The sequence below is a fragment of the Streptomyces sp. YJ-C3 genome, from assembly GCF_053891275.1.
Genome location: NZ_CM132685.1, coordinates 6,500,899 through 6,526,379, shown reverse-complemented (window position 1 = coordinate 6,526,379; position 25,481 = coordinate 6,500,899). Strand labels below are relative to the sequence as shown.

General features: G+C 71.5%; 25 protein-coding genes. 15 read left to right on the top strand and 10 right to left on the bottom strand.

Annotated features, from left to right (window positions below):
* Positions 1–10: 10 nt before the first annotated feature.
* The 6 genes from ACVHNB_RS29260 (at position 11) to ACVHNB_RS29235 (ending at position 6,004) form a co-directional block, all read left to right on the top strand.
* Positions 11–1,300: an amidohydrolase family protein gene (locus tag ACVHNB_RS29260; RefSeq protein ID WP_428955539.1), complete on the top strand. Its 1,290-nt coding sequence runs from the start codon at positions 11–13 to the stop codon at positions 1,298–1,300.
* On the top strand, positions 1,297–2,532 hold the full coding sequence (locus ACVHNB_RS29255; RefSeq protein ID WP_428955540.1) for an amidohydrolase family protein: 1,236 nt from the start codon (positions 1,297–1,299) through the stop codon (positions 2,530–2,532). The genes ACVHNB_RS29260 and ACVHNB_RS29255 overlap by 4 nt, the downstream gene beginning before the upstream one ends.
* A 24-nt stretch (positions 2,533–2,556) precedes the next feature.
* A complete protein-coding gene (locus ACVHNB_RS29250) occupies positions 2,557–3,282 on the top strand; it encodes a VIT1/CCC1 transporter family protein (RefSeq protein ID WP_428955541.1) in 726 nt (241 codons plus the stop codon).
* A gap of 82 nt (positions 3,283–3,364) precedes the next feature.
* Positions 3,365–4,249 carry a sterol desaturase family protein gene (locus tag ACVHNB_RS29245; RefSeq protein WP_428955542.1) on the top strand — a complete coding sequence of 295 codons (885 nt, stop codon included), beginning with the start codon at positions 3,365–3,367 and terminating at the stop codon, positions 4,247–4,249.
* Positions 4,246–4,920: a lysoplasmalogenase gene (locus ACVHNB_RS29240; protein WP_428955543.1), complete on the top strand. Its 675-nt coding sequence runs from the start codon at positions 4,246–4,248 to the stop codon at positions 4,918–4,920. The genes ACVHNB_RS29245 and ACVHNB_RS29240 overlap by 4 nt, the downstream gene beginning before the upstream one ends.
* Before the next feature lie 40 nt (positions 4,921–4,960).
* Entirely contained in the window at positions 4,961–6,004 is a 1,044-nt protein-coding gene (locus ACVHNB_RS29235; protein ID WP_456226257.1) for a zinc-dependent alcohol dehydrogenase family protein, read from the top strand.
* A gap of 15 nt (positions 6,005–6,019) precedes the next feature.
* On the opposite strand, the gene ACVHNB_RS29230 is transcribed toward ACVHNB_RS29235, so the two are convergent.
* The 4 genes from ACVHNB_RS29230 to ACVHNB_RS29215 all read right to left on the bottom strand — a co-directional run bounded on the left by ACVHNB_RS29230 (position 6,020) and on the right by ACVHNB_RS29215 (position 11,793).
* Positions 6,020–7,012, bottom strand: a complete 993-nt coding sequence (locus ACVHNB_RS29230; protein ID WP_456226256.1) for a CopD family protein — start codon at positions 7,010–7,012, stop codon at positions 6,020–6,022.
* 107 nt (positions 7,013–7,119) lie between these two features.
* Positions 7,120–8,529 (bottom strand): CoA transferase, encoded by a 1,410-nt coding sequence (locus ACVHNB_RS29225; RefSeq protein ID WP_456226255.1) that lies wholly within the window; start codon positions 8,527–8,529, stop codon positions 7,120–7,122.
* A gap of 89 nt (positions 8,530–8,618) precedes the next feature.
* Complete coding sequence (locus tag ACVHNB_RS29220) at positions 8,619–10,172, bottom strand: S8 family serine peptidase (protein WP_456226254.1); 1,554 nt, start codon at positions 10,170–10,172, stop codon at positions 8,619–8,621.
* A gap of 91 nt (positions 10,173–10,263) precedes the next feature.
* Entirely contained in the window at positions 10,264–11,793 is a 1,530-nt protein-coding gene (locus ACVHNB_RS29215) for a S8 family peptidase (RefSeq protein ID WP_428955548.1), read from the bottom strand.
* Between the two features lie 365 nt (positions 11,794–12,158).
* On the opposite strand from ACVHNB_RS29215, the gene ACVHNB_RS29210 reads away from it, so the two are divergent.
* The 3 genes from ACVHNB_RS29210 to moaA all read left to right on the top strand — a co-directional run bounded on the left by ACVHNB_RS29210 (position 12,159) and on the right by moaA (position 15,305).
* Positions 12,159–12,527, top strand: a complete 369-nt coding sequence (locus ACVHNB_RS29210; RefSeq protein WP_428955549.1) for a DUF485 domain-containing protein — start codon at positions 12,159–12,161, stop codon at positions 12,525–12,527.
* On the top strand, positions 12,524–14,149 hold the full coding sequence (locus ACVHNB_RS29205) for a solute symporter family protein (RefSeq protein WP_456226253.1): 1,626 nt from the start codon (positions 12,524–12,526) through the stop codon (positions 14,147–14,149). Before ACVHNB_RS29210 ends, ACVHNB_RS29205 begins: the two co-directional genes overlap by 4 nt.
* A 157-nt stretch (positions 14,150–14,306) precedes the next feature.
* A complete protein-coding gene (gene moaA, locus ACVHNB_RS29200; protein WP_428955551.1) occupies positions 14,307–15,305 on the top strand; it encodes a GTP 3',8-cyclase MoaA in 999 nt (332 codons plus the stop codon).
* 24 nt (positions 15,306–15,329) lie between these two features.
* Here the strand turns inward: moaA and ACVHNB_RS29195 are convergent, their stop codons facing one another.
* Positions 15,330–15,578 carry a hypothetical protein gene (locus tag ACVHNB_RS29195; RefSeq protein WP_428955552.1) on the bottom strand — a complete coding sequence of 83 codons (249 nt, stop codon included), beginning with the start codon at positions 15,576–15,578 and terminating at the stop codon, positions 15,330–15,332.
* A 230-nt stretch (positions 15,579–15,808) separates the two neighbouring features.
* Positions 15,809–16,159 (bottom strand): DUF3099 domain-containing protein, encoded by a 351-nt coding sequence (locus ACVHNB_RS29190; protein ID WP_428955553.1) that lies wholly within the window; start codon positions 16,157–16,159, stop codon positions 15,809–15,811.
* Positions 16,160–16,384: 225 nt separating this feature from the next.
* Here ACVHNB_RS29190 and ACVHNB_RS29185 point away from each other — a divergent pair, with 225 nt between their 5' ends.
* On the top strand, positions 16,385–16,660 hold the full coding sequence (locus ACVHNB_RS29185; protein ID WP_428955554.1) for a GlsB/YeaQ/YmgE family stress response membrane protein: 276 nt from the start codon (positions 16,385–16,387) through the stop codon (positions 16,658–16,660).
* A 58-nt stretch (positions 16,661–16,718) separates the two neighbouring features.
* Here ACVHNB_RS29185 and tyrS read toward each other — a convergent pair whose 3' ends face one another.
* Genes tyrS through ACVHNB_RS29170 form a run of 3 tightly spaced genes read right to left on the bottom strand, consistent with a single transcriptional unit; the run spans position 16,719 to position 20,957 of the window.
* Positions 16,719–17,990 carry a tyrosine--tRNA ligase gene (gene tyrS / locus ACVHNB_RS29180; RefSeq protein ID WP_428955555.1) on the bottom strand — a complete coding sequence of 424 codons (1,272 nt, stop codon included), beginning with the start codon at positions 17,988–17,990 and terminating at the stop codon, positions 16,719–16,721.
* A 52-nt stretch (positions 17,991–18,042) separates the two neighbouring features.
* A complete protein-coding gene (locus ACVHNB_RS29175) occupies positions 18,043–19,437 on the bottom strand; it encodes a metallopeptidase TldD-related protein (RefSeq protein ID WP_428955556.1) in 1,395 nt (464 codons plus the stop codon).
* Positions 19,434–20,957: a TldD/PmbA family protein gene (locus tag ACVHNB_RS29170; RefSeq protein WP_428955557.1), complete on the bottom strand. Its 1,524-nt coding sequence runs from the start codon at positions 20,955–20,957 to the stop codon at positions 19,434–19,436. The genes ACVHNB_RS29175 and ACVHNB_RS29170 overlap by 4 nt, the downstream gene beginning before the upstream one ends.
* A 188-nt stretch (positions 20,958–21,145) precedes the next feature.
* Here ACVHNB_RS29170 and fabG point away from each other — a divergent pair, with 188 nt between their 5' ends.
* The 3 genes from fabG to ACVHNB_RS29155 all read left to right on the top strand — a co-directional run bounded on the left by fabG (position 21,146) and on the right by ACVHNB_RS29155 (position 23,084).
* Complete coding sequence (gene fabG, locus ACVHNB_RS29165) at positions 21,146–21,862, top strand: 3-oxoacyl-[acyl-carrier-protein] reductase (protein WP_428955558.1); 717 nt, start codon at positions 21,146–21,148, stop codon at positions 21,860–21,862.
* Between the two features lie 5 nt (positions 21,863–21,867).
* Positions 21,868–22,644, top strand: coding sequence for an enoyl-ACP reductase FabI (gene fabI, locus ACVHNB_RS29160; RefSeq protein WP_428955559.1), 777 nt, complete (start codon positions 21,868–21,870; stop codon positions 22,642–22,644).
* Between the two features lie 77 nt (positions 22,645–22,721).
* A complete protein-coding gene (locus ACVHNB_RS29155; protein ID WP_428955560.1) occupies positions 22,722–23,084 on the top strand; it encodes a hypothetical protein in 363 nt (120 codons plus the stop codon).
* Here the strand turns inward: ACVHNB_RS29155 and ACVHNB_RS29150 are convergent.
* Positions 23,062–23,754, bottom strand: coding sequence for a FadR/GntR family transcriptional regulator (locus ACVHNB_RS29150; RefSeq protein ID WP_428955561.1), 693 nt, complete (start codon positions 23,752–23,754; stop codon positions 23,062–23,064). The two genes, ACVHNB_RS29155 and ACVHNB_RS29150, sit on opposite strands and share 23 nt — an antisense overlap.
* Positions 23,755–23,872: 118 nt before the next feature.
* Between ACVHNB_RS29150 and ACVHNB_RS29145 the strand changes: the two genes are divergently transcribed.
* On the top strand, positions 23,873–25,171 hold the full coding sequence (locus ACVHNB_RS29145) for a CynX/NimT family MFS transporter (protein ID WP_456226252.1): 1,299 nt from the start codon (positions 23,873–23,875) through the stop codon (positions 25,169–25,171).
* Positions 25,172–25,200: 29 nt separating this feature from the next.
* Positions 25,201–25,320 carry an SGM_5486 family transporter-associated protein gene (locus ACVHNB_RS29140; RefSeq protein WP_428955563.1) on the top strand — a complete coding sequence of 40 codons (120 nt, stop codon included), beginning with the start codon at positions 25,201–25,203 and terminating at the stop codon, positions 25,318–25,320.
* Positions 25,321–25,481: the final 161 nt, after the last annotated feature.

Sequence of the window (25,481 nt, the reverse complement as noted above, 5' to 3'; positions counted from 1 at the left end):
GGGACATCCGATGACGGCTCAGCAGAACGACCCCTACCTGATCATCTCCTCCGACTGCCACGCCGGACTGCCCACCGAGGAGTACCGGCCCTATCTGGACAGCCGTTTCCACCGCGCCTTCGACGCCTTCCTCGGCGAGCGGGACGCCCGCCGCGAGGAGGCGACCCGGCTCGGCATCCGCAACGACGCGTTCGCCGCCAAGTGGTTCTCCGACAACGAGGAGGGGCTGCGCGGCGGCTGGGACGCGGCGCAGCGCCTCAAGGAGCTCGACGGCGACGGGGTGGCCGCCGAGGTCGTGTTCCCCGACGCGGACGCCGTGGACAGCCAGACGGCGGCGCCCTTCGGCGTCGGGCTCGGTCTCTCCGGCGACCAGGACCCCGAGCTGGGCATGGCGGGCGCGCAGGCGCACAACCGCTGGCTCGCCGAGTTCGTGGCGCAGAACCCCGAACGGCACTGCGGTGTCGCCCTGCTGCCCATCACGGCCGACCCGGACAAGGTCGTCGCCGAGGTGCACCGCGCCAAGGAGTCGGGGCTCGGCGCCCTGATGATCCCCTCCATGTGGGTGGACAAGGACCCGTACCACGCGAGCCGTTACGACCCCGTGTGGGCGGCGGCCGCCGAGTGCGCGATGCCCGTCGTGACGCATTCGGGCGCGGCGCCGCGCCACGAGTACGGCGACCATCTCGGCATCTACGTGAGCGAGGTGACGTGGTGGCCCGCCCGGCCGCTCTGGTTCCTGCTGTGGTCCGGCGTCTTCGAGCGGCACCCTGGGCTGAAGTTCGGCATCGCCGAGTCGGGCTGCTGGTGGCTGCCCAACCTGCTGTGGTTCATGGACCGCCTCTACCTGGGCGCACACGGGGGCAAGAAGCTCTCCCCGTTCGCCGAGCTGAAGCGCCCGCCGCACGAGTACCTGGACCGGCAGGTCTTCATATGCGCCACCAACACCAAGCGCCGTGAACTGGCCCAGCGCTACGAGATCGGCGTCGACAACATCCTGTGGGGCAGCGACTTCCCGCACCCCGAAGGGACCTGGCCCGACACGCGCGCGTGGCTGAAGAAGACCTTCCACGACATCCCCGTCACCGAGACCCGCCGGATGCTGGGCCTGGCCGCCGCCGAGGTGTTCGGCTTCGACACCGAGAAGCTGGCCCCGCTCGCGGCCCGCATCGGACCGACCCCGGCCGACCTCGGCCAGGACGCCGACCAGAGCGCCGTCGAGGCGTCCTGGGCGCGCTCGCGCGACGTCGGCCGGCACTGGCTGACCGACCATGACTTCCCGGCCCTGGGGGTGACCCCGTGACCGCACCCACGGACCGGTACACGGTCATCTCGGCGGACTGCCACGCGGGCGCCGATCTCCTCGACTACAAGCCCTACTTGGCGGCACGGCACCACGAGACCTTCGACGCGTGGGCGGCCACCTACGTGAACCCCTACGAGGACCTGCTCGCCGACACCGCCGACCGCAACTGGAACTCCGGCCGGCGCGTCGCGGAGCTGGAGCGCGACGGCATCGTCGCCGAGGTCGTCTTCCCGAACACGATCCCGCCGTTCTTCCCGTCCGCGTCCCTGATGGCGCCCGCGCCCACCCGCGAGGAGTTCGAGCAGCGCTGGGCCGGCCTGCGCGCCCACAACAGGTGGCTCGCGGACTTCTGCGCCGCCGCCCCCGGCCGCAGAGCGGGCGTCTTCCAGATCCTCCTCAACGACGTCGACGAGGCCGTGAAGGAGATCCGCTGGGCCGCCGACGCGGGCCTCAAGGGCGGCCTGCTGCTGCCCGGTACGCCACCCGGCTCGGGCCTTCCCGAGCTGTACTCGGCGACGTACGACCCGATCTGGCGGGCCTGCGCCGAACTCGGCGTCCCGGTCAACCACCACGCGGGCTCGGCGTCCCCGCCGCTCGGCGACGAACCGGCCGCGCGCGCCGTCTTCATGGTCGAGACGACCTGGTTCTCGCACCGCGCCCTGTGGCACCTGGTCTTCGGCGGCGCCTTCCGCAAACACCCCGACCTCAAGCTCGTCCTCACCGAGCAGGGCTCCGGGTGGATCCCCGGGGTGCTCGACATGCTGGACTACTACCACGGACGCCTGGTGAAAGCCGCCACGAGGGCGAACACGGCGGAGTCCAAGTTCGGTGCGGGGCTCGCCGATTCGATGGGCAAGGGCCCCTCCACCGTATGGCGGGAGAACTGCTACGTGGGCGCGAGTTTCATGCGCCCCCATGAAGTGCCCCTGCGGGACCGCATCGGCCTCGACAAGATCATGTGGGGCAGCGACTACCCGCACGACGAGGGCACGTACCCGTACACGCGCGAGGGCCTGCGCATCGCCTACGCGGGCCTGCCCCGCGACGAGGTCGCCGCGATGGTCGGCGGCAACGCGGCCCGCGTCTACGGCTTCGACCTCGCCCTCCTCGACCCGATCGCGGCCCGCGTCGGCCCCACGGTCGCCGAGATCGACGAGCCCCTCAAGGAGCCGCCGGTCGACGCGACGAGCCCGGTGTTCGCGACGGGAGGGTCGGTGCGGGTCTGGTGAGGGGGCGGCTGTCATGCTCGCCCCGTGACCGAACCAGCGCAGACCGAACGGACCCATGACGAAGCCCACGGCGGCGCGCTCGGCTCGCGGCTCAACTGGCTGCGCGCCGCCGTCCTCGGCGCCAACGACGGCGTGGTCTCCACCGCGGGCCTCGTCGTCGGCGTCGCCGGGGCCACCGACGACCGCTCCACGCTGCTCACCGCCGGACTCGCCGGGCTGCTCGCCGGGTCGATGTCCATGGCCGCGGGCGAGTACGTCTCCGTGTCCACACAGCGCGACTCCGAGAAGGCCGCCATCGACCTGGAGAAGCGCGAGCTGAGGGAACAGCCGGAGGCCGAACTGGAGGAGCTCACCGACCTGTTGGAGGAGCGCGGGCTCAGCCGGGAGGTGGCGCGCGAGGCCGCCGAACAGCTCACCGAGCGGGACGCGCTGCGCGCCCACGTCAGCGTCGAACTCGGCATCGACCCCGACGACCTCACCAACCCCTGGCACGCGGCCTGGGCCAGCTTCCTCGCGTTCACCGCGGGCGCCCTGCTCCCGCTGCTCGCCATCGTGCTGCCGCCCACCGGGTGGCGGCTCCCGGTCACCGTGGTCTGCGTCCTCGTCGCCCTCGCGCTCACGGGATGGAGCAGCGCCCGCTCGGGCAACGCCGCCGTCCGCCCCGCGGTGGTGCGCAACGTGGCCGGGGGAGCGCTGGCGATGGCGGTCACGTATGCGGCGGGTTCCCTGCTCGGAGCGGCGGGCGTGTGACGTCCGCGCCGGGGTACCCGCGGTAATACTTGTCGGTAACAACCCCTAGCCGTCACCTGCCCCGGGACCTTACGGTGCCCCCATGTCGTCGCCGAACCTGCCCGATGTCGTGCTCTGGTCGATACCCGCCTTCGTGCTGCTCACGATCGTCGAGATCGTGAGCGTACGGATCCATCCCGACGAGGACGCCGCCGGGTACGAGACCAAGGACGCGGCGACCAGCATCACCATGGGCCTGGGAAGTCTCGTCTTCGACTTCCTCTGGAAGATCCCGATCGTCGCGCTCTACACCGCGGTCTACGAACTGACGCCGCTGCGCGTGCCCGTGCTCTGGTGGACGATCCCGCTGATGCTCCTCGCGCAGGACTTCTTCTACTACTGGTCGCACCGCGGGCACCACGTCATCCGCATCCTGTGGGCGTGCCACGTGGTGCACCACTCCAGCCGCAAGTTCAACCTGTCGACCGCGCTGCGCCAGCCCTGGACGAGCGTCACCTCGTGGCCGTTCTACCTGCCGCTCATCGCCTGCGGCGTGCACCCGGCGGCCCTCGCGTTCTGCTCGTCGGCCAACCTCGTCTACCAGTTCTGGATCCACACCGAGCGCATCGACAAGCTGCCCCGCCCGATCGAGTACGTCTTCAACACGCCCTCCCACCACCGCGTCCACCACGCCTCCCAGGGCGGCTACCTGGACCGGAACTTCGGCGGCATCCTCATCGTGTGGGACCGCCTCTTCAAGTCGTGGGTGGGCGAGGCCGAGCGGCCGGTGTTCGGGCTCACCAAGAACATCAGCACCTACAACCCGCTGCGCGTCGCCACCCACGAGTACGCGGCGATCGCCAAGGACCTGAAGGCGGCGACCAGTTGGCGCGAGCGCGCCGGGCGGGTCTTCCGCGGTCCCGGCTGGCAGCCGGAGCCCCTGAGCACGCCGAACGCCCCGCAGAAGGTCACCGAGGGCGCCGCGTGACCCTGTCCCGGGCTCTGCGCGCCGGTTTCCTCGCCGTGTGCGCCGTCGATCTCGGCGCGCTCCTCGCCGGAGCGGACGCGGTGCACACCGCCGTCAAGCCGCTGCTCATGCTCGTCCTCGTCGCGTACGTCGTCGCCAGTGGCGGACCCCGGCTGCTGTGGGCCGCCCTGCTGTGCGGGTGGGGCGGCGACGTCCTGCTGCTGTTCGACCAGGACGCCGCGTTCCTCGCCGGCATGGGCTGCTTCGCCGCCGGGCACGTCTGCTACCTCGTGCTCTTCCGGCGGCACGGCCGGCCACGCGCGCGTGGCCGCCTGCTCGGCGCCGGGTACGCCGTCGTGCTCGTCGCCATGATCGGGTCGCTGTGGCCGGACCTGCCCGCGGGCATGCGAGGGCCCGTCGCCGCGTACAGCGTGCTGCTGACCGCCATGGCGTACGGCGCCTCGCGGCTCGGAACGGTCGCGGGCGTCGGCGGCGCCCTCTTCCTGCTCTCCGACGCGCTCATCGCGATGGGCATCGCCGACTGGCCGCGCCTGCCGCCGGCCGACTTCTGGATCATGCTGACGTACGTGGCGGCCCAGTACCTGCTGGCCCGGGGCGTGCTCGGGGAGCGGGCCGTGCCGGATGCGGCGTACCGTGAAGGGCGCGCCGAGACCCGGCGCACCCATCACTGACCTGCACCTACTGCACTGATCTGCACAAAGGACCACCCCCATGCGCGCCACCACCATCCACGCCCCGTACGACATGCGGGTGGAGGACGTCCCCGAGCCCGTCGTCGCACTGCCCACGGACGCCGTCGTCCGCGTGCTGCGCGCCTGCATCTGCGGCAGCGACCTGTGGGCCTACCGGGGCGAGGCCGCCCGGCAGCCGGGCCAGCGCATCGGGCACGAGTTCCTCGGCATCGTCGAGGAGACGGGCTCCGAGGTGTCCACGCTCAGGCGCGGCGACCTGGTCGTCGCGCCCTTCATGTGGTCGGACGGCGTGTGCGACTACTGCCGCGAGGGCCTGACCACGTCCTGCGAGCACGGCGGCTTCTGGGGCGCGGTCGGCCACGACGGCGGACAGGGCGAGGCCGTACGCGTCCCGTACGCCGACGGCACCCTCGTGCAGCTGCCCGCCGACGCGGCCTCCGACGACCACCTGCTCTCCGCCCTCCTCACGCTCTCCGACGTGATGGGCACCGGCCACCACGCGGCGCTCGGCGCGGGTGTGCGCAAGGGCGCGACCGTCGCCGTCGTCGGGGACGGCGCGGTGGGCCTGTGCGGCGTCCTCGCGGCCAAGCGGCTCGGCGCCGAGCGGATCATCGCGCTCGGGCGCCACGAGGTGCGTACGGACATCGCCCGGCGCTTCGGCGCGACCGACGTCGTCGCCGAGCGCGGCGACGCGGCCGTCGCGGCGATCCGTGAACTCACCGGCGGCCAGGGCGCGCACGCCGTGATCGAGGCCGTCGGCACCGAGCAGTCCATGAACACCGCCGTGAACATCACCCGCGACGGCGGCGCCATCGGTTTCGTCGGCGTCCCGCACGGCAGCGGCACCGGCCTCGACCTGAGCGTCATGTTCGACCGGAACATCGCGCTGCGCGGCGGCGTCGCCCCCGTCCGCAGCTACATCCCGGAACTGCTGCCCGACGTCCTCGACGGCACCATCGACCCCTCGCCCGTCTTCGACATGACCGTCGACGTCGAAGGCGTCCCGGACGGCTACAAGGCGATGGACGAGCGCACCGCCCTGAAGGTCCTCGTCACCAACTGAGCCCGGACCGGCGGCTCACCAGCGGATCGGCAGCGGCAGCGCCGTGAGCACCGCCGACACCGCCACGACGACCGCCAGCACCACGACCTCCGCGCGCGCGGGAACGTACGCACTCGTGCGGTCCCGCGCCCCGCGCAGGCGCAGCCGCGCCACCAGGGCGAGCACCGCGACGACGGCCACGAGCAGCACCTTCGCCAGCAGGGTGCGCCCGTAGGCCGTCGTCGTCAGCTGGTCGAGGACGGTGCCCGGCGGCATCCGGCGCAGCGTGCTGCACACCCCCGTCGCGGAGATCGCCGCGAGCAGCAGCGCGGCCACGCGCGCGTAGCGGCCGAGCAGCGCCGTGCCCGCTTCCGGGGCGGTCGAACGCCAGGCACGCAGCGTGCGCAGCACGTACAGCAGGCCGCCCGCCCACAGCGCGGCGCACGTCAGATGGACGAGGGTGAGCCCCGACCCGACGAGCGGGGTGTCCTCGACGGGCGGATGGGCGCGCAGCGCCTCCCCGACGACCACGGCGGCCAGCGGCAGCAGCGCGGTCGCCGGGCGGCGCGAGCGGGCGCACAAGGCGGCCACCAGGAAGGCGTTGACCTCCACCAGGGCGAGCGTGCCGTCCCGCGTCCCGTACAGGCCGCCGATGTCCAGGGCGGCGAGGCTGTGCGGGATCAGGTTCCCGGAGGCCACCACGGCGGCCAGCCCGAGCGCGGCCGCGAACCCCGACCAGGCCGCGTACGCCGACCAGGCGCGCGGCGCCTCCTGCGCGGGCGCCGCCCTGCGCGCGAGGAGCCCGGCGAACACCTCGCCGGCCTGCACGCTCAACGCAGCGAACAGCACCGTGCGCAGCAGCGCGATCCCCCCGACGCCGGGCGCCGCCGCCTCACCCGTGCCGTCGAGCGCCGCCCGCGGCCCGAACAGCGGGATCAGCGCGGCGGCGGCGACGAGCACGAGCACGGCGACGGCAGACCCGGCGCCGGGTCTGCGAACGGACACGTCCGCCCCCGCGGGTGCGGACATCTCGGTGGAGGGTGGTATCGAACTCACTGTTGGATCTTCACCAGCCGGGACAGAGCAGGGCAAGTCCAGAGGAACAACTGGAGCAGAGCGATCCGGACGTTGCCGGATCAGACCGGCGCGGCCCGGTCCGTCCACGCGGCCGCGTCCGCGCCCCAACGCCCGGGCGGACGCGCCCAGTCGGCCGGGCCCCCGGCGAACGACAGCGGCGGCAGCGCGTACCGCAGCCGGCCCGTCGGACCGTCGGCCGTGCTGAGCCAGGCGGCCGGATCCCGCGCGTCGTACGGCTCTCCCCGCTGCCCGTCGTCCGCCCGGCCCAGCCCGTCGACCAGCCAGTGCGCCGTCTGGGCGAGCGCGTACCGCAGCACCCGGGACGAGCCCTCCCGCGTCTGCTCCGTGAGGGCGCGCAGCACCCCCGCCGCCAGCAGATAGCCGGTGCCGTGGTCGAGGGCCTGCGCGGGCAGGGCACCCGGCTCGTCCACCGCGCCCTCGACCGCCGCGATCCCGGTCGCGACCTGGACGAGGCTGTCGAATCCGCGCCGCCCGCCCCACGGCCCGTACGCGCCCCACGCCGACAGGGACGCCACCACGAGCCCCGGACGCCGCTCGACCAGCGCCCGCGGGCTCAGCCCGAACCGGTCGAGCGCGCCCGGCCGGTAGCCCGTGACCACCACGTCGGCGCCGGCCAGCAGTTCCTCGAAGGTCCGCCGGTCCGCGCCCGCCGTCAGGTCGAGCCGCGTCGAGCGCTTGCCGAAACCGGTGTCGGCGTGCGCGTCCGGGTCCTCCGGCAACTGCGGGGCGTCCACCCGCAGCACGTCCGCGCCGAGCAGCGCCAGCGTGCGGGTGGCGACGGGGCCCGCGATGACCCGGGTCAGGTCGAGGACGCGGACACCGGCCGCGGGCAGCCCGGAATCCGTGGACCAGGAGCGCGGGGCGGCCGCGTCCGGCCGTTCCCGGGTCAGGAGCGGGTGCCGGGCCACCGCGGCGCCCTGCGGATGCGCCGCCCACTCCTCGGGCGTGCGCAGCGCGACGGCCAGGCCCCCGGCCGCATACACCGTCTCCTCGACCTCGTGCGCCGACCGTCCGGCGAGCAGCTCCGCCACGTCCTGCGCCGTCGCGTCCGCGCCGACACCGAGCGCCGCGCGCAACCGCGCCCGGTGGTGCGGGTAGTTCGCGTGGGTGCGCAGCCAGCCGTCCGCGGTGCGCCAGAACCGCGACAGCGGCGCGAAGGCGACGGGCTCGCGTCCGTCGACGAGCAGGTGCCGCTCGCTCGTGAAGGCAGTCGCGACCGCCCCGTCGTCGACCCGCACCTGTACGTCGCGGACCGGGCGCCTCGCGCGCGTGGCGCCCAGTTCCGCTGCCGCGAGGGCGCACGCGCCGACGCAGGCGCGGGCCAGTTCGATCACGGGCAGACGCGCGGGCAGCGCACCCGCGCGCGTGAGGGCGGAGATACGGGACAGCAGGACGGGATCGCCGCCGAGCGCCTGCCAGGCGGTCGCCGTACCCGGTGTGTGTGTCATGCAGGCACTATCGCGCAGGTCCGGGCCACCGCACGCGGAAGGGGCGAGTGGCCTGCGCCACTCGCCCCCGGTGAACGTCCGTCAGCCGCCTACTTGGTCACGGCGTCCAGCGCGTCCGCCGTCCCCGCTCCGTAGAAGCTGTTCTTGTTCTTGCCTCCCTCGCACACCGCGTCGACCGTGCCGTCGCCGTCGATGTCGTACGGGTCGGTGCACGGCGTCGCGTCGGCCTCCTTGTAGAGAAGCGCCTTCACCTGCGCCGCCGAGGCGTGCGGGTGCGTCGACCTGATGAGCGCGGCGACCCCCGCGACGTGCGGCGACGCCATCGATGTACCGGCCTTGTAGCCGTACTTGCCGCCCGGCAGCGTCGACAGGATCAGTCCGCTGGTCGCCGGGGGAGCGGGCGTCTGGTAGGCGGTGCTGTCACCGCCCGGCGCGGCGATGTCGATGACGTTCCTGCCCCAGTTCGAGTACGACGCCTTGATGCCCTTGGCGCCCGTCGCCGAGACCGTGACCACGCCGGGCAGCTGCGACGGGATGTCGAAGCAGTCCTTGGTCCTGATGGTCCGCGGCACCGGCGTGGTGTCGTCGGGCGACGAGTCGTCGACTATCTCGTCCTGCGCGAGGTCCGTCGCCGCGTTGCCGGCCGCCGCGACGTTCACGGCGCCCTTGTGCTCCGCGTACTGGGTGGCCCGCGTGACCGCCGTGACGAGCGCCTTCTGGTCGGCGTCCGTCTTGCAGTTGAACAGCCAGGGGTCCGTGTAATAGCTGGAGTTGGTGACGTCCACACCGTGGTCGGCCGCCCACATGAAGCCGCAGACCACGGCCTCCGTGTAGTACATGCCGGTGGCCGGCTCGGCCACCTTCAGGCTCGCCACCTTCACACCGGGGGCGACGCCGGTGACACCGACCCCGTTCTTCGCGGCGGCGATGGTGCCCGCCACGTGCATGCCGTGGTCGGACTCGCCGGCCACCGGGCGCCACGCGCTGTCCTTCCGCACGGGCACGCCGCCCAGGCAGCTGGCCGACGCGTTCTTGTCGAAGTTCGGCGCGATGTCGGGGTGGGTGTCGTCCACGCCCGAGTCGAGCACGCCGACGGTCACCTTGGAGCTGCCCAGCGACTTCTCGTGGGCCCGGTCCGCCTTGATGGCGGGCAGGTCCCACTGCAGTGGCTCCAGCGGGTCCTGCGCCGAAGTCGCCGCCGCGGAGGCCTTCTTGACCTCGGCGGCGGTCAGCACCTGCTCGGTGTCGAGGTCGTCGCTGGACTGCGCGGCCAACGGCGCGGTGCGCGTGGCGCCGGCCGACTGGACGCCGCGCGCGGTGCGGATCGTCTTCGCGAAGTCCGGGTTCTTCGAGTGGACGACGATGACGCCGATCTTGTCGTACGCGATGACGACGGTGCCGCCGGCCTTGCCGATGGCCTTCCGTACGTCGGCCGAACCACCCTTTCCGGGGCGGACGTTGACGACATAGCTGAGATCGGGGCCGTCCGTCGCGGCGACGGAGGCGCCGCCGGCGGTCTCCACGGCGGGCGCCGCGGAGGCGGCCGCGTTCGGCAGGAAGGCCAGGGCCGTGGCGGCGGCGATGCCGAGCGGCACGGACAGGGAGCGCCGCGCGCTCCGGGGACGCGGATGAGGCGCCGTCATGGGATCTCCCGTTCGTTCGAGGATGCGTGAGGCCGGAGCCGCGCGGGCCGTCGGACGGCCCGCGCGGTGACTGCTCGACGTCGGCGGAGGGCTACTTGACGGCCTTGAGGGCGTCGACGATGCCGTAGCCGTAGAAGCCGTTGCGCTGCTTGCCGCCCTCGCAGGTGGCGTCGACGACGCCGTCCCCGTCACCGTCGTAGGAGGCCGGGCAGACCTCCTCGTTCGCCTGCGCCTTCATCAGCGCCTGCAGCTGCGCCGGGGACGCCCACGGGTGCGTCGACTTGAGGAGCGCGGCGACGCCGGCGGCGTGCGGCGACGCCATCGAGGTGCCCTGGAGCCAGCCGTACTCGCCGTTCGGCAGCGTGGACAGGATGCGGCCGTTCTTCGACGGGGTGTCCGAGGGGATCTGGTACTTGTCGCCGCCCGGCGCCGCGATGTCGATGACGTTGTTGCCGTAACTGGAGTAGTACGCCTTGGACTTGGTCACACCGGTCGAGCTGACCGTGACGACACCCGGCAGCTGGGTCGGCACGTCGAGGCAGGTGTGCGGGTCGATGGTGCGCTCCACCGCGGTCGAGTCGTCCGGGCTGGAGTCGTCCAGGATCGCGTCGGAGTCGAGGTCGTGGTTGGAGTTGCCCGCGGAGGCGAAGCTCAGGGTGCCCTTCTTCTGGGCGTACAGCTGGGCCCGGTTCACCGCGTCGACGATGGCCCGCTGGTCCGGGTCGTCCATGCAGTTGTACATCCACGGGTCCACGTAATAGCTGTTGTTGGTGACCTCGATGCCGTGGTCGGCGGCGAACACGAAGGCGCACACGACGCTCTCCGGGTAGAACAGCTCGCTGACCGGGTCGGCCACCTTGATGCCCGCGACCTTCACGCCGGGCGCGACCCCCGCGACGCCGACCCCGTTGCGCGCGGCGGCGATCTCACCGGCGACGTGCGTGCCGTGGTAGTGGTCCGGGTTCGCGGGCCGCCAGGCCCCCGGCGAGGTGTCCGCCTTGCCGCCGACACAGCTCGCCGACTGCGACGCCGAGAAGTTCGCGGCGAGGTCGGGGTGGGTGTCGTCGACGCCGGTGTCGATCACGCCGACGGTGACGCGCTTGCTGCCCGGGTTGACCGTGGCGGCCTTGTCGGCGCCGATCGCCCGCAGGTCCCACTGGTCCGCCTCGAGCGGCTCCTGGCCCGAACCGGCCTTCGCCGCAAGGGACTTCGCGTCGGCCTTCGAGAGCTTCTGCACGGCGCCCTCGTCGGTGGTGCCGGCGAGGCTGAGCGGGGCGGTGCGGGTCGCGCCCGCCGAGGCCACGCCGCGCGCGGCCCGTATCTGCTTGCCGAAGTCGGGGTTCGACGCATGCACGACGATGACGCCGATCTTCCCGTACGTCTCGACCGTGGTGCCGCCGGCCGCGGATATCGCCTTCTGCACGGAGGCGAGGGTGCGGCCGTCGGTGCTGCGCGTGTTCACCACGTACGCGAGCGCCGCCGAATCCGTCGAACCGGCCGTCACCGCCGGGGAGTCGGCGGGCACGGCGGCCGCGGACGGCAGGAAGCCGAAGGAGGCCGTCAGTGCGATGCCGATCGGCAGGGCGAGGGCCAGGCGGCGTCTGGCAGGCAGATGAGCCATGGGATCTCCACATCATCCGTCGTGAAGGGCGAATACGGAAAAGCCCGAACACGAGTGGTGCTCGGGCAGGTACATGACGCGTGGTGCGCTGCGAACGTATCTCTAGTCGCCGCAGGTCATCAACGAGTTCCGAAAGAAATCAGGGGAGTTGAACCACGGCGCCCGTGTCCCCGTGACGTTGTGCAAGGGGGCACGTGCACGATCCGGCCCCCTGTTGGATCAGGTCGGGGAGCTCTACCATCGCGACCCGGCTCACGTGATCCACGTCACTGTGAGAGTCGAGAACCCGTATGTCCGCACCACCCGGCACCCCCGCCGGCCCCCCACCCCCGTCCCCGACCGCACCCGCATCGCGAGGAGACTCCGTGGCCACCGACGCACCACCACCCCAGAAGGGCAGCACGGACGCCGGTCCCGCACTGCCCTCGACCGAGGAGTTCATCGAGGTGCAGCAGAGCGAGGAGTTCGGCGAACTGCGCCGCGCGCACCGCTCGTTCGCCTTCCCGCTCACCATCGCGTTCATCGCCTGGTACCTGCTCTACGTCCTGCTCTCCAACTACGCGGGCGACTTCATGGGCACCAAGGTCTTCGGCAACGTCAATGTCGCCTTCATCCTCGGCCTCGCCCAGTTCCTGACCACGTTCCTCATCGCCTGGTGGTACTCGCGGCACGCCGCCGCGAAGCTCGACCCCAAGGCCGAGGCCATCAAGTCCCGTATGGAGGGCGGCGCATGAGCCCCGCACTGAACGTGCTCGCGGCCCAGGAGGCCAGCGAGCACCGGCCGCTGATCATCAGCCTGTTCGCGGTCTTCGTGCTCGCGACCCTCGTCATCACCGTCTGGGCCGGCCGCCAGACCAAGAGCGCCTCCGACTTCTACGCGGGCGGCCGCCAGTTCACCGCCTTCCAGAACGGCCTCGCGGTCTCCGGCGACTACATGTCCGCCGCGTCGTTCCTCGGCATCGCGGGCGCCATCGCCCTCTTCGGCTACGACGGCTTCCTCTACTCGATCGGCTTCCTGGTCGCCTGGCTCGTGGCGCTCCTCCTGGTCGCCGAACCGCTGCGCAACTCCGGCCGCTACACGATGGGCGACGTCCTCGCCTACCGCATGCGCCAGCGCCCGGTCCGCACCGCGGCCGGCACCTCCACGATCGTCGTCTCGATCTTCTACCTGCTCGCGCAGATGGCCGGCGCCGGCGTCCTCGTCTCGCTGCTGCTCGGCATCACCTCCGACGCGGGCAAGATCCTCATCGTCGCCCTCGTCGGCGTCCTGATGATCGTCTACGTCACCATCGGGGGCATGAAGGGCACCACCTGGGTGCAGATGGTCAAGGCGGTCCTGCTGATCGCCGGCGCCATCCTGCTGACCTTCCTGGTGCTGCTGAAGTTCGACTTCAACGTGTCCGACCTGCTCGGCACCGCCGCCGAGAACAGCGGCAAGGGCGCCCCGTTCCTGGAGCCGGGCCTCAAGTACGGGGCCACGGCCACCTCGAAGATCGACTTCATCTCGCTCGGCATCGCCCTGGTGCTCGGCACCGCGGGCCTGCCGCACGTCCTGATCCGCTTCTACACGGTGCCGACCGCCAAGGCCGCCCGTAAGTCGGTCAACTGGGCCATCGGCATCATCGGCGCCTTCTACCTGATGACGATCGCGCTCGGCTTCGGCGCCGCGGCCCTCATCAAGCCGGCCGAGATCATCGCCTCGAACCCGGCGGGCAACACGGCGGCCCCGCTGCTCGCCCTCCATCTCGGCGGCGTCGACTCCAACTGGGGCGCGATCCTGCTGGCGTCCATCTCGGCCGTCGCGTTCGCCACGATCCTCGCGGTCGTCGCGGGCCTCACCCTCGCCTCGTCCTCCTCGTTCGCGCACGACATCTACGCGAACGTCATCAAGAAGGGCAAGGCGTCCGAGAAGGACGAGATGAAGGCCGCCCGCTGGGCCACCGTCTTCATCGGCATCGTCTCGATCGGGCTCGGCGCGCTCGCCCGCGACCTGAACGTGGCGGGCCTGGTCGCCCTCGCGTTCGCCGTCGCCGCGTCCGCGAACCTGCCGACGATCCTCTACAGCCTCTTCTGGAAGCGGTTCAACACCAACGGCGCCCTGTGGTCGATCTACGGCGGCCTCTTCACCGCCGTCTTCCTCGTCCTGTTCTCCCCGGTCGTCTCCGGCAACCCGAAGACCTCCATGTTCAAGGGCGTCGACTTCCACTGGTTCCCGCTGGAGAACCCCGGCATCATCTCGATCCCGGTCGGCTTCCTGCTCGGCATCATCGGCACGTACGTCGCCAGGGAGAAGGCCGACAAGGGCAAGTACGCGGAGCTGGAAGTGCGCTCGCTCACCGGCACCGGAGCCCACTGACCGCGGTTCCTCCGCCCCGAGCCCCCGTCGCAGAGCGCTCGTAGCTCTCTACGACGGGGGCGCGGCACACTCGTGGGATCACCGGCCTGCCTCTGTCGGACCCGTCACGTAGGCTCGGTCGGTAGAAGGCAGAACACGTATGAGGGAGGGGGCCCACGTGCTCATCGACACCTACGGCCGGGTCGCCACCGACCTGCGGGTTTCACTGACCGACCGGTGCAATCTGCGGTGCACGTACTGCATGCCCGAAGAGGGCCTCCAGTGGCTGGCCAAGCCCGACCTGCTCACGGACGACGAGATCGTCCGCCTCATCCGCATCGCCGTCACGCACCTCGGCATCACCGAGATCCGCTTCACCGGTGGCGAGCCCCTGCTGCGCCCCGGCCTGGTGGGCATCGTCGAGCGGGTCGCCGCGCTCGACCCCCGCCCCAAGATGTCCCTGACGACGAACGGGATCGGGCTCAAGCGCACCGCGAAGGCCCTGAAGGAAGCCGGCCTGGACCGGGTGAATGTCTCTCTCGACACCCTTCGGGCCGACGTCTTCAAGACCCTGACCCGCCGCGACCGCCACAAGGACGTCATCGAGGGCCTCGCCGCCGCCCACGAGGCGGGCCTCACCCCGGTGAAGATCAACTCGGTCCTGATGCCGGGGCTGAACGAGGACGAGGCCCCCGACCTCCTGGCCTGGGCGGTCGAGCACGACTACGAGCTGCGCTTCATCGAGCAGATGCCGCTCGACGCCCAGCACGGCTGGAAGCGCGACGGCATGATCACCGCGGGCGACATCCTGGCCTCCCTGCGTACGCGCTTCGAGCTCACCGCCGAGGGCTCCGAGGAGCGGGGCTCCGCCCCGGCCGAGCGCTGGGTCGTCGACGGCGGCCCGCACCGGGTCGGCGTCATCGCCTCGGTCACCCGCCCGTTCTGCTCGGCCTGCGACCGCACCCGGCTCACCGCCGACGGACAGGTCCGCACCTGCCTGTTCGCCACGGAGGAGACGGACCTGCGCGCGGCGCTCAGGGCCGAGGGCCCCGAGAGCACCGACGAGAACATCGCCCGTATCTGGAAGCTCGCCATGTGGGGCAAGAAGGCCGGCTCGGGCCTGGACGACCCGTCGTTCCTGCAGCCCGACCGCCCCATGTCGGCGATCGGCGGCTGACCCCCGACATCGGACCCGCGTGGCTCACGCCTCGCGGGCGTCCCACTCCGCCAGCGTCACGACATCCTTCAGGAACCCGCGCACGCCGAGGAACTGGGTCAGATGCTCACGGTGTTCCTCGCACGCGAGCCACGTCTTGCGGCGCTCCGGCGTGTGCAGCTTCGGGTTGTTCCACGCGAGCACCCACACCGCGTCGGCACGGCAGCCCTTGGCCGAGCACTGGGGTGTCGTGGGGGACTGCGACGGGGATCCGGAGAGGTTCGCGAGGTTCACGCGTCAACCTTAGACGCCTGGAAAAAGCCCTGGAAATGGCGACGCCGAGCAGCCACGGGGGGAGCTGCCCGGCGTCGGTCCGTCGCTCCGACGGGGGATGCGGAGCGCGTACGCAGTATGTCACGCGGGACCCGCTACCCGGCACCTCAACTACATGATTGATCTGAGCTTTTCTTGAGCTTTGTGGACCGGTTGCCCGGGCCTGCTCCGGGCGTCCGCGCAGGCGCCGCTCAGGCGCGGTCCTCCGGTGCCGGTTCCGCCGGACCGGTCGCCGGGGTGGGCGCGATCATCGGGCGCGACGGCGCAGGTACGAACGTCGACGGCAGCCCCGGCGCGTTCTCCCGGCCCGCGTTGGCGATGACCACGGCGACATAGGGGAGCAGGGCGCCGAGCACCAGTGTCACGATGGCGACGTGCCGCTCGACGTTCCACAGCACCGCCGTGAGGATCACCGAAAGGGTGCGGACCGACATCGAGATGACGTACTTGCGCTGCCGTGCGCGCACATCCTCGGCGAGCCCCTGCCGGGCCCCTGTGATCCGGAAAACCTGTGCTCCGCCGTTGCTGCTGCGCTTCCGCATCACATTCCACCACCCGACCATTCGCCGGACTCTCCCCGGACCGGACTGCCTCCACGTTACGCCCGGGGTGCGTCGGCTACGAGACCGGGGCGGGTCCCGGCCGGGCGTGTGGCCTGCGCCCCACCACGTATGGAGCTGCCCGACATGCGCCGTATGGCGTACGGACCGAGACTGAACGCACGGTGCGCAGGCGCGCACCCTCACGCCGCATGAGGAGGCGACGGCATGAGTTGGTTGTGGGCGATCATCGTGGGATTCGTGCTCGGACTGATCGCGAAGGCGATCCTGCCGGGCAAGCAGCAGATCCCGCTGTGGCTGACGACGGTCTTCGGAATCCTCGGCAGCGTGCTGGGCAACTGGGCGGCCACCGGCCTCGGCGTCAACGACACCAGGGGCATCGACTGGACCCGCCATCTGCTCCAGCTGATCGGTGCCCTGGTGGTGGTCGGCGTGGGCGACATGGCCTGGGTGGCCCTGCGCGGCAACAAGAAGAAAGCCTAGGAACGGACGAAGGGGGCCACGTCCCGGACGGGACGTGGCCCCCTTCGGGGCGTCCGGGTCAGGCCGTGACCTCGACCGCGGCCAGGTTCTTCTTGCCGCGCCGCAGCACCAGCCACCGCCCGTGCAGCAGCTCGTCGGCGCCCGGGACGAAGTCCTCGGCGGCGACCTTGACGTTGTTCACGTACGCGCCGCCCTCCTTCACGGTCCGACGCGCCGCGGACTTGCTGGCGACCAGACCGACCTCGGCGAACAGGTCGATGACCGGACCGAGCTCGGCGACCTGGACCTTCGGCAGCTCGGACAGCGCCGCGGCCAGCGTCGCCTCGTCCAGGTCCGCCAGGTTCCCGTCGCCCTGCCCGAACAGCGCCTTCGACGCCGAGATCACGGCGGCCGTCTGGTCGGCGCCGTGCACCAGCGTCGTCAGCTCCTCGGCCAGCGCGCGCTGCGCGGCGCGGGCCTGCGGCCGCTCCGCGGTCTGCGCCTCCAGCGCTTCCAGTTCCGCACGGGACTGGAAGGACAGGATCCGCATGTACGTCGAGATGTCCCGGTCGTCCACGTTCAGCCAGAACTGGTAGAACGCGTACGGCGACGTCATCTCCGGGTCCAGCCAGACGGCGCCGCCCTCGGTCTTGCCGAACTTGGTGCCGTCCGCCTTCACCATCAGCGGCGTCGCGATGCAGTGCGCCGACGCCTCCGGCTCCAGGCGGTGGATCAGGTCGAGCCCGGCCGTGAGGTTGCCCCACTGGTCGGAGCCGCCCTGCTGGAGCGTGCAGCCGTAGCGCCGGTACAGCTCCAGGAAGTCCATGCCCTGCAGCAGCTGGTAGCTGAACTCCGTGTAGCTGATGCCCTCCTGCGACTCCAGGCGCCGCGCGACCGAGTCCTTGGTCAGCATCTTGTTCACGCGGAAATGCTTGCCGATGTCGCGCAGGAACTCGATCGCGGACATCCCGGCGGTCCAGTCCAGGTTGTTCACCATGACCGCCGCGTTCTCGCCCTCGAAGTCGAGGAAGGGCTCGATCTGCGAGCGCAGCCGGGTCACCCAGTTCGCGATCGTCTCCGGATCGTTCAGCGTGCGCTCCGCCGTCGGGCGCGGGTCACCGATCTGGCCCGTCGCGCCGCCGACCAGCGCCAGCGGGCGCAGGCCCGCCTGCTGGAGGCGGCGCATCGTCAGGACCTGGACCAGGTGGCCGACGTGCAGGGAGGCGGCGGTCGGGTCGAAGCCGCAATAGAACGTGACCGGACCGTCCGCGAGCGCCTTGCGCAGGGCGTCCTCGTCAGTGGACTGGGCCCACAGGCCGCGCCACTTCAGCTCGTCGACGATGTCGGTCACGGTGCCGTGTCTCCTTGAACAGTGCTGATGGGTCCCTGCCAGTCTATGGGCGTCACACGCCCTGGCTGACCGAGCTCATGTTGAAGTCCGGCACCCGCAGGGCCGGCATGGCGGCCCTGGTGAACCAGTCGCCCCACTCCCTGGGCAGCGTCTTCTCCGTCCGCCCGGCCTCGGTGGCCCGCTTCAGCAGGTCGACCGGCGACTCGTTGAACCGGAAGTTGTTCACCTCGCCGACGACCTCGCCGTTCTCCACGAGGTACACGCCGTCCCGGGTCAGCCCGGTCAGCAGCAGCGTCGCCGGGTCGACCTCGCGGATGTACCAGAGGCAGGTCAGCAGCAGTCCGCGCCCGGTGGCGGCGACCATCTCGTCCAGCGACTTCCCGGAGCCCCCGTCGAGGATCAGGTTGTCGCCGGCCGGCGCGACCGGCAGGCCGGTGAGCCCCGCGCTGTGCCGGGTGGTCGTCAGGTGCTTCAGCTCGCCGCCCGCGATCCACTCGGTCGCACCGATCGGCAGCCCGTTGTCGAAGACGGACGCGTCGTCCCCGGAGGAGTGCGCGAGCACGAACGGCGACGACTCCAGGCCCGGCTCGTGCGGGTCGCTGCGCAGCGACAGCGGCAGCTCGCTCAGCCGCTCGCCCACCCGGGTCCCGCCGCCCGGCTTCGAGAACACGGTCCGGCCCTCGGCCGCGTCCCGCGCCCCCGCCGACCACAGCTGGTAGATCAGCAGGTCCGCCACGGCCGTCGGCGGCAGCAGCGTCTCGTAGCGCCCGGCCGGCAGATCGATGCGCCGCTCGGCCCAGCCGAGCCGCGTCGCCAGGTCCGCGTCGAGCGCCGCCGGGTCGACGTCCTTGAAGTCCCGGGTGGAGCGCCCCGCCCATGCCGAACGCTTGCGGTCCGGCGACTTCGCGTTCAGCTCCAGCGTCCCGTTGGGCTGGTCGTGGCGCAGCCGCAGGCCCGTCGACGTACCGAGGTAGCTCGACGTCAGCTCGTGGTTCGCGAAGCCGTACAGCTCGCGTCCGCCGGCCCGGGCCCGGGCGAAGGCCTCGCCGAGCGCGGGCGCGAAGTCCGCGAAGACGGTCGAGGAGGTCTCGGCGGGCGCGTCCGTGAAGTCGGGGGAGTGCGGTACGCCGTCGACGAGCGGCTGCGCGTCCTCGGCGGGCCCGGCCTTCGCGGCGGCCTCCTCCGCGGCCCGCACCAGCGGCTCCAGGTCGTCGGCGGTCACGGCCGACCGGGACACGACGCCGGACGCGGTGCCCTCCTTCCCGTCGACGGTCGCGACGACGGTCAGGGTGCGGCCGCGGGTCACGCCGTTCGTGGTGAGCGCGTTGCCCGCCCAGCGCAGGTTGGCGCTGGACGACTCGTCGGCGATGACGACGCAGCCGTCGGCCCGGGACAGTTCGAGAGCGCGCTCGACGATCTCGTGCGGCTTGTTCTGACGAGGGCTCATCGACCCGCCTCCTGCGTCGTGTTGAGAATGTTGACGCCCTTGAAGAGGGCCGAGGGGCAGCCGTGGGAGACGGCCGCGACCTGGCCCGGCTGGGCCTTGCCGCAGTTGAAGGCGCCGCCGAGGACGTAGGTCTGGGGACCGCCGACCGCCGCCATCGAACCCCAGAAGTCGGTCGTGGTCGCCTGGTAGGCGACATCGCGCAGCTGCCCGGCGAGCCGCCCGTTCTCGATCTTGAAGAAGCGCTGCCCGGTGAACTGGAAGTTGTACCTCTGCATGTCGATCGACCAGGACCGGTCCCCGACGACGTAGATCCCGCGGTCGACCCCGGCGATCAGATCCTCCGTCGAGAGCCCGCCCGGATCCGGCTGCAGCGACACGTTCGCCATCCGCTGTACGGGGACGTGCCCGGGGGAGTCGGCGTAGGCGCACCCGTTGGACCGCTCGAAACCCGTCAACTTCGCGATCCGGCGGTCGAGTTGATACCCCACCAGTGTCCCGTCCTTCACCAGGTCCCAGGACTGCCCGGCCACGCCCTCGTCGTCGTAGCCGATGGTCGCGAGCCCGTGCTCGGCGGTGCGGTCGCCCGTGACGTTCATGATCTCGGAGCCGTACTTGAGCTTGCCCAGCTGGTCGAACGTGGCGAAGGACGTGCCCGCGTACGCCGCCTCGTAGCCGAGCGCGCGGTCCAGCTCGGTCGCGTGCCCGATCGACTCGTGGATCGTCAGCCACAGATTGGACGGGTCCACGACCAGGTCGTACGAGCCCGCCCGCACACTCGGCGCCCGCATCTTCTCCGCGAGCAGCTCGGGGATCCGCGCGAGCTCGCCCTCCCAGTCCCAGCCGGTTCCGGTCAGGTACTCCCAGCCCCGGCCGACCGGCGGCGCGATGGTGCGCATCGAGTCGAACTCGCCGCTCGAGTCGTCCACGGCCACCGCCGTCAGCTGTGGATGCAGCCGCACCCGCTGCTGCGTCGTGACCGTGCCCGCGGTGTCCGCGTAGAACTTGTTCTCGTGGACGCAGAGCAGCGAGGCGTCCACGTGGCTGACCCCGTCGGCCGCGAGCAGCCGCGCGCTCCAGTCGGCCAGCAGCGCGAAGCGCTCCTCCTCGGGCACGGAGAAGGGGTCGATCTCGTAGGAGGAGATCCACGTCCGGTCCGCGTGCACCGGCTCGTCCGCCAGCTGAACGCGCTCGTCCGAGCCGGCCGCCTCGATGACCTGTGCGCTCAGCTTCGCCATCGCCACGGCCTGGGACGCCACCTTCGCCGCGGCGTCCATGGTCAGGTCGACGCCGGACGCGAACCCCCACGTGCCCCCGTGCACCACGCGCACCGCGTACCCGAGGTCCGTGGTGTCCGACGACCCGGCCGGCCGGGCGTCCCGCAGCCGCACCGCCCCGCCGCGCACCCGCTCCAGGCGGAAGTCCGCGTGCTCGGCGCCCAGCGCCCGCGCGCGGGCGAGGGCCGCGTCGGCGAGGGCCCTCAGCGGGAGCGCCGTGAAGGCTTCATCGATCGTATGAGGCACGAATGTCTCCCTGTCGTCCGTCACGTCGTCGCCCCGATCATGTCGCGCGGCGGGGGTGCGCGGCCAGAGTTTTCTGTAGGGACCCGACAGCGAGTCGAGTACGCCACTGTCGGTGGTCGATTCTCCGTACCCAGGGTCGTACCGATAGGTTTTCGAAGTACCACCACTGCTATCGAAAGGGTGATCCGTTGAGCCGCTCGGTTCTCGTCACCGGAGGAAACCGGGGCATCGGCCTCGCCATCGCCCGCGCGTTCGCAGAGGCCGGCGACAAGGTCGCGATCACGTACCGCTCGGGTGACCCGGCAGAGTTCGAAAAGCTGGGCTTCCTGGCCGTCAAGTGCGACATCACGGACGCCGAGCAGGTGGAGCAGGCCTACAAGGAGATCGAGGAGAAGCACGGCAACGTCGAGGTCCTGATCGCCAACGCCGGCGTCACCAAGGACCAGCTCCTGCTGCGCATGTCCGAGGAGGACTTCACGTCCGTCCTCGACACCAACCTCACCGGCACCTTCCGGGTCGTGAAGCGCGCCAACCGCGGCATGCTGCGCGCCAAGAAGGGCCGCGTCGTGCTGATCTCCTCCGTCGTCGGCCTGCTCGGCTCGGCGGGACAGGCGAACTACGCCGCCTCGAAGGCGGGCCTCGTCGGCTTCGCGCGCTCCCTGGCCCGTGAGCTCGGGTCGCGCAACATCACCTTCAACGTCGTCGCGCCCGGTTTCGTCGACACCGACATGACCCAGGCGCTCACGGACGAGCAGCGCGCGAACATCATGTCGCAGGTGCCGCTCGGCCGGTACGCGCAGGTCGAGGAGATCGCCTCGGCGGTGACGTTCCTCGCCTCCGACGACGCTTCGTACATCACTGGTGCCGTCATTCCGGTTGACGGCGGACTGGGAATGGGTCACTGAACACCATGGCTGGAATCCTCGAGGGCAAGAAGATCCTCATCACCGGTGTGCTGATGGAGTCCTCCATCGCCTTCCACACCGCGAAGCTGGCCCAGGAGCAGGGCGCGGAGATCATCCTCACCGCGTGGCCGCGGCCGACGCTCACCGAGCGCATCGCCAAGAAGCTGCCCCAGCCCGACAAGGTCAAGGTCCTGGAGCTCGACGTCTCGAACGACGAGCACCTCGCCCGCCTGGAGGGCCAGGTCCGTGAGCAGCTGGGCGACCGGCTCGACGGCGTCGTGCACTCCATCGGCTTCGCGCCGCAGGACGCGCTCGGCGGCAACTTCCTGAACACCCCGTTCGAGTCCGTGGCCACCGCCATGCACGTCTCGGCCTTCTCGCTGAAGTCGCTGACGATGGCGCTGCTGCCGCTGATGAGCGACGGCGGGTCCGTCGTCGGCCTCACCTTCGACGCCAAGTTCGCCTGGCCGCAGTACGACTGGATGGGCCCGACCAAGGCCGCCCTGGAGGCCACCAGCCGCTACATCGCGCGTGACCTCGGCAAGCAGAACGTCCGCTGCAACCTGATCTCGGCGGGCCCGCTCGGTTCCATGGCCGCGAAGTCGATCCCCGGCTTCACCGAGCTCGCCGCGGTGTGGGACAGCCGCTCCCCGCTGGAGTGGAACCTCGCCGACCCCGAGCCGGCGGGCCGGGGCATCGTCGCCCTGCTGTCGGACTGGTTCCCGAAGACCACCGGCGAGATCATCCACGTCGACGGCGGCCTGCACGCGATCGGCGCCTAGATACGTAGCTCGTTCGGCCCACCGGCCGGGCGAGGCGAAGGGACCTTCACGCACGCTGGGTGCGAGGAGGTCCCTTTGTGCGCCTGACCCACCGCATAGCCCCCGCCCTCACCGCGTTGGTCCTGCTGGTCGCGCTGCCGTACGACGCGGCGTCCGACACCCCCGAGAAATCCGGCCACGCGCGCGTGGCCGCCAAGAAGCCCGGACCCTTCGGAGCCGGATGCCGGGTCCGCGTCGACGGGACGCGGGTGAGCGCCACCTGTCACAACCAGTACCCCGAGGTCGACCGGGTCGCCCTGCACATCGAGTGCGACCCGTGGTGGGACATCGACACGGACTCGGCGCCGGCCGAGGTCGGCCCGGCCCAGACCGTGCGCCTCGACGGGCGGTGCTGGAAGGACGTGCGGATCGCCTGGGTCAGTCACCGGAAGGCGCCGTGAACCGGCTCGGACGGCACAGGAACGGATAGCCCGCCGCCTCGGTCGCGGCCGCCTCCGTGTCCCCCTCCCGGATCGCGTCGACCAGCCGCGTGTGGTCCATGTGGTTCTCGGCGGTGAGCCCGCCGCGCACGTCGTCCCGCAGCCAGTCCCGCAGGACCTCGCCCAGATCCGCGTACATCGCCGTCATCACGTCGTTGTGCGACGCCGCCACCACGGCCATGTGGAACGTCGCGTCCGCCGTCACGAACGCCTCCGCGTCACCCGACTCCCACGCCTCCTCACGGCGTACGAGGAGGGCGTCCAGCTGCTTCAGATCGCGCTCGGTGCGCCGCTCGGCGGCCAGCTTCGCCGCGCTCGACTCCAGCGTGGAGCGCAGCTCGGCGATGTGCCGCGGATCGGCCTCGGCGAACCGGCGCTGCATCACCCCGGCGAGCTCGCTCGTCGCCACGACGTACGTGCCCGAGCCCTGCCGGATGTCGAGCAGCCCGTTGTGCGCGAGGGCGCGCACCGCCTCCCGCACCGTGTTCCGGGCGACGCCCAGCTGCTCGACGAGCTCCGGCTCCGTGGGGATCCGGGACCCCACCGGCCACTCGCCCGAGGAGATCTGGGCACGCAGGGCGGAGATGACCTGCTCGGACAGGGCCGAGCGGCGGGGGGAGGTCAGTGGCATCGACGGTCCTTCGTCCTTGCTCGTACGTGACGTGACGCGGGGTGTGCGGGGCGGTCGGCAATAGTGTGACGCAAACGGATTGGACAGCCAATCATCCCATGATTCTAAGATGGGTCTCATGGCTAGTGAGGAAACCCCGACCCCGACGATGGCACCACCGACCGCGGAGCCCCCGACACCCACCGGGAAGAGCGCCGCCCCCGGCGCGTGGGCCGTACGCCTGGTGATCGTCGGCATCGTCCTCGCCGCCCTGAACCTGCGGCCCGCGATCACCAGCCTCGGCGCCCTCCTCGAAGAGGTCCGCGACGGGCTCGGCATGAGCGGCAGCGTCGCCGGACTGCTCACCTCCGTGCCCCCGCTGTGCTTCGCGGTCTTCGGCGTGATGGCCCCGCGGCTCGCCAAGCGCTTCGGCGCGAGCACCGTCGTCTGCGCCGGCATGGCCGCGATCGCCGCCGGCCTGATCATCCGCCCCTACGCGGGCGGCACCGTCGGCTTCCTGGTGGCCAGCGCCCTCGCCCTGATGGGCATCGCCGTCAGCAACGTGCTGATGCCGGTCATCGTCAAGCGCTGGTTCCCCGACCGCGTCGGCTCCATGACCGGCCTGTACTCGATGGCCCTCGCGGCCGGCACCTCCCTCGCGGCCGCCGCGACCGTGCCCATGACCGAGGCCCTGGGCGGCAGTTGGCAGACCGGCCTCGCCGTGTGGGCCGCGCTCGGCGCCGCCGCCGTGCTGCCCTGGCTCCCGCTCGTCCGCGACCGGAGCGCCGCCTCCGCCGAACCGGCCCGGGCCTCGTCCGAGGGCGACGGACTGCGCATCGCCCGCAGCCGCACCGCCTGGGCGCTCGCCGTCTTCTTCGGGCTCCAGGCCACGGCCGCGTACATCACGATGGGGTGGATGGCGCAGATCTTCCGCGACTCCGGGGTCTCCGCGTCGACCGCCGGCGTGCTGCTGGCCGTCACCATGGTGATGGGCGTGCCGCTGGGCTTCGTCATCCCGCGCGTCGCGGCGCGGCTGCCCAGCCAGGGCCCGATCGTGATCGCCCTCGGAGTGTGCGGACTCGCCGGCTACGCGGGCCTGTACTTCGCGCCGGCCTCCGGCGCCTGGGCCTGGGCGGTCCTGCTCGGCATCTCCAACTGCGCCTTCCCGCTCGCCCTCACGATGGTCGGCATGCGGGCTCGCACCGGCGCCGGTGTCGCCCAGCTCTCCGCGTTCGCCCAGTCCACCGGCTACCTGATCTCGATCCCGGGGCCGCTGCTCGTCGGCGTCCTCTACCAGGCCACCGACGGCTGGGGCGTGCCCATCGCCCTGATGGCCGCGCTGATGGTGCCGCAGATCGTGGTCGGCGTCTTCGCGGGCCGCAAGCGCACGATCGAGGACGAGGCGGAACAGGCGGCCGCCGCCGCCCCGGCGTCCTGACGACCGGGGACGGGTGCGACACTTGCGGCATGTCGCCTGTGCTCGAGCCGAACCCCCAGAACAGTCAGAAGAAGCTCCTCCTCGTGTTCGGCGCGATGATGGCCGTCACCGTGATCGTGGCCATCATCGCGACCATCGCCTCCCCCTGACACCCGCGCCCCGGACCCGGGGGTGGGGTTAACTCCACCGTCCCCTAGGGGGCCAGTGTCAGGGTCGAGTGGGTGGATCACCGGATGGGCCGGGGGCCGCCGGATCCGTACCTTCGAAGTGTCGCCGAGACCGTCGGCGCACCGACGAGGACGACGGACCA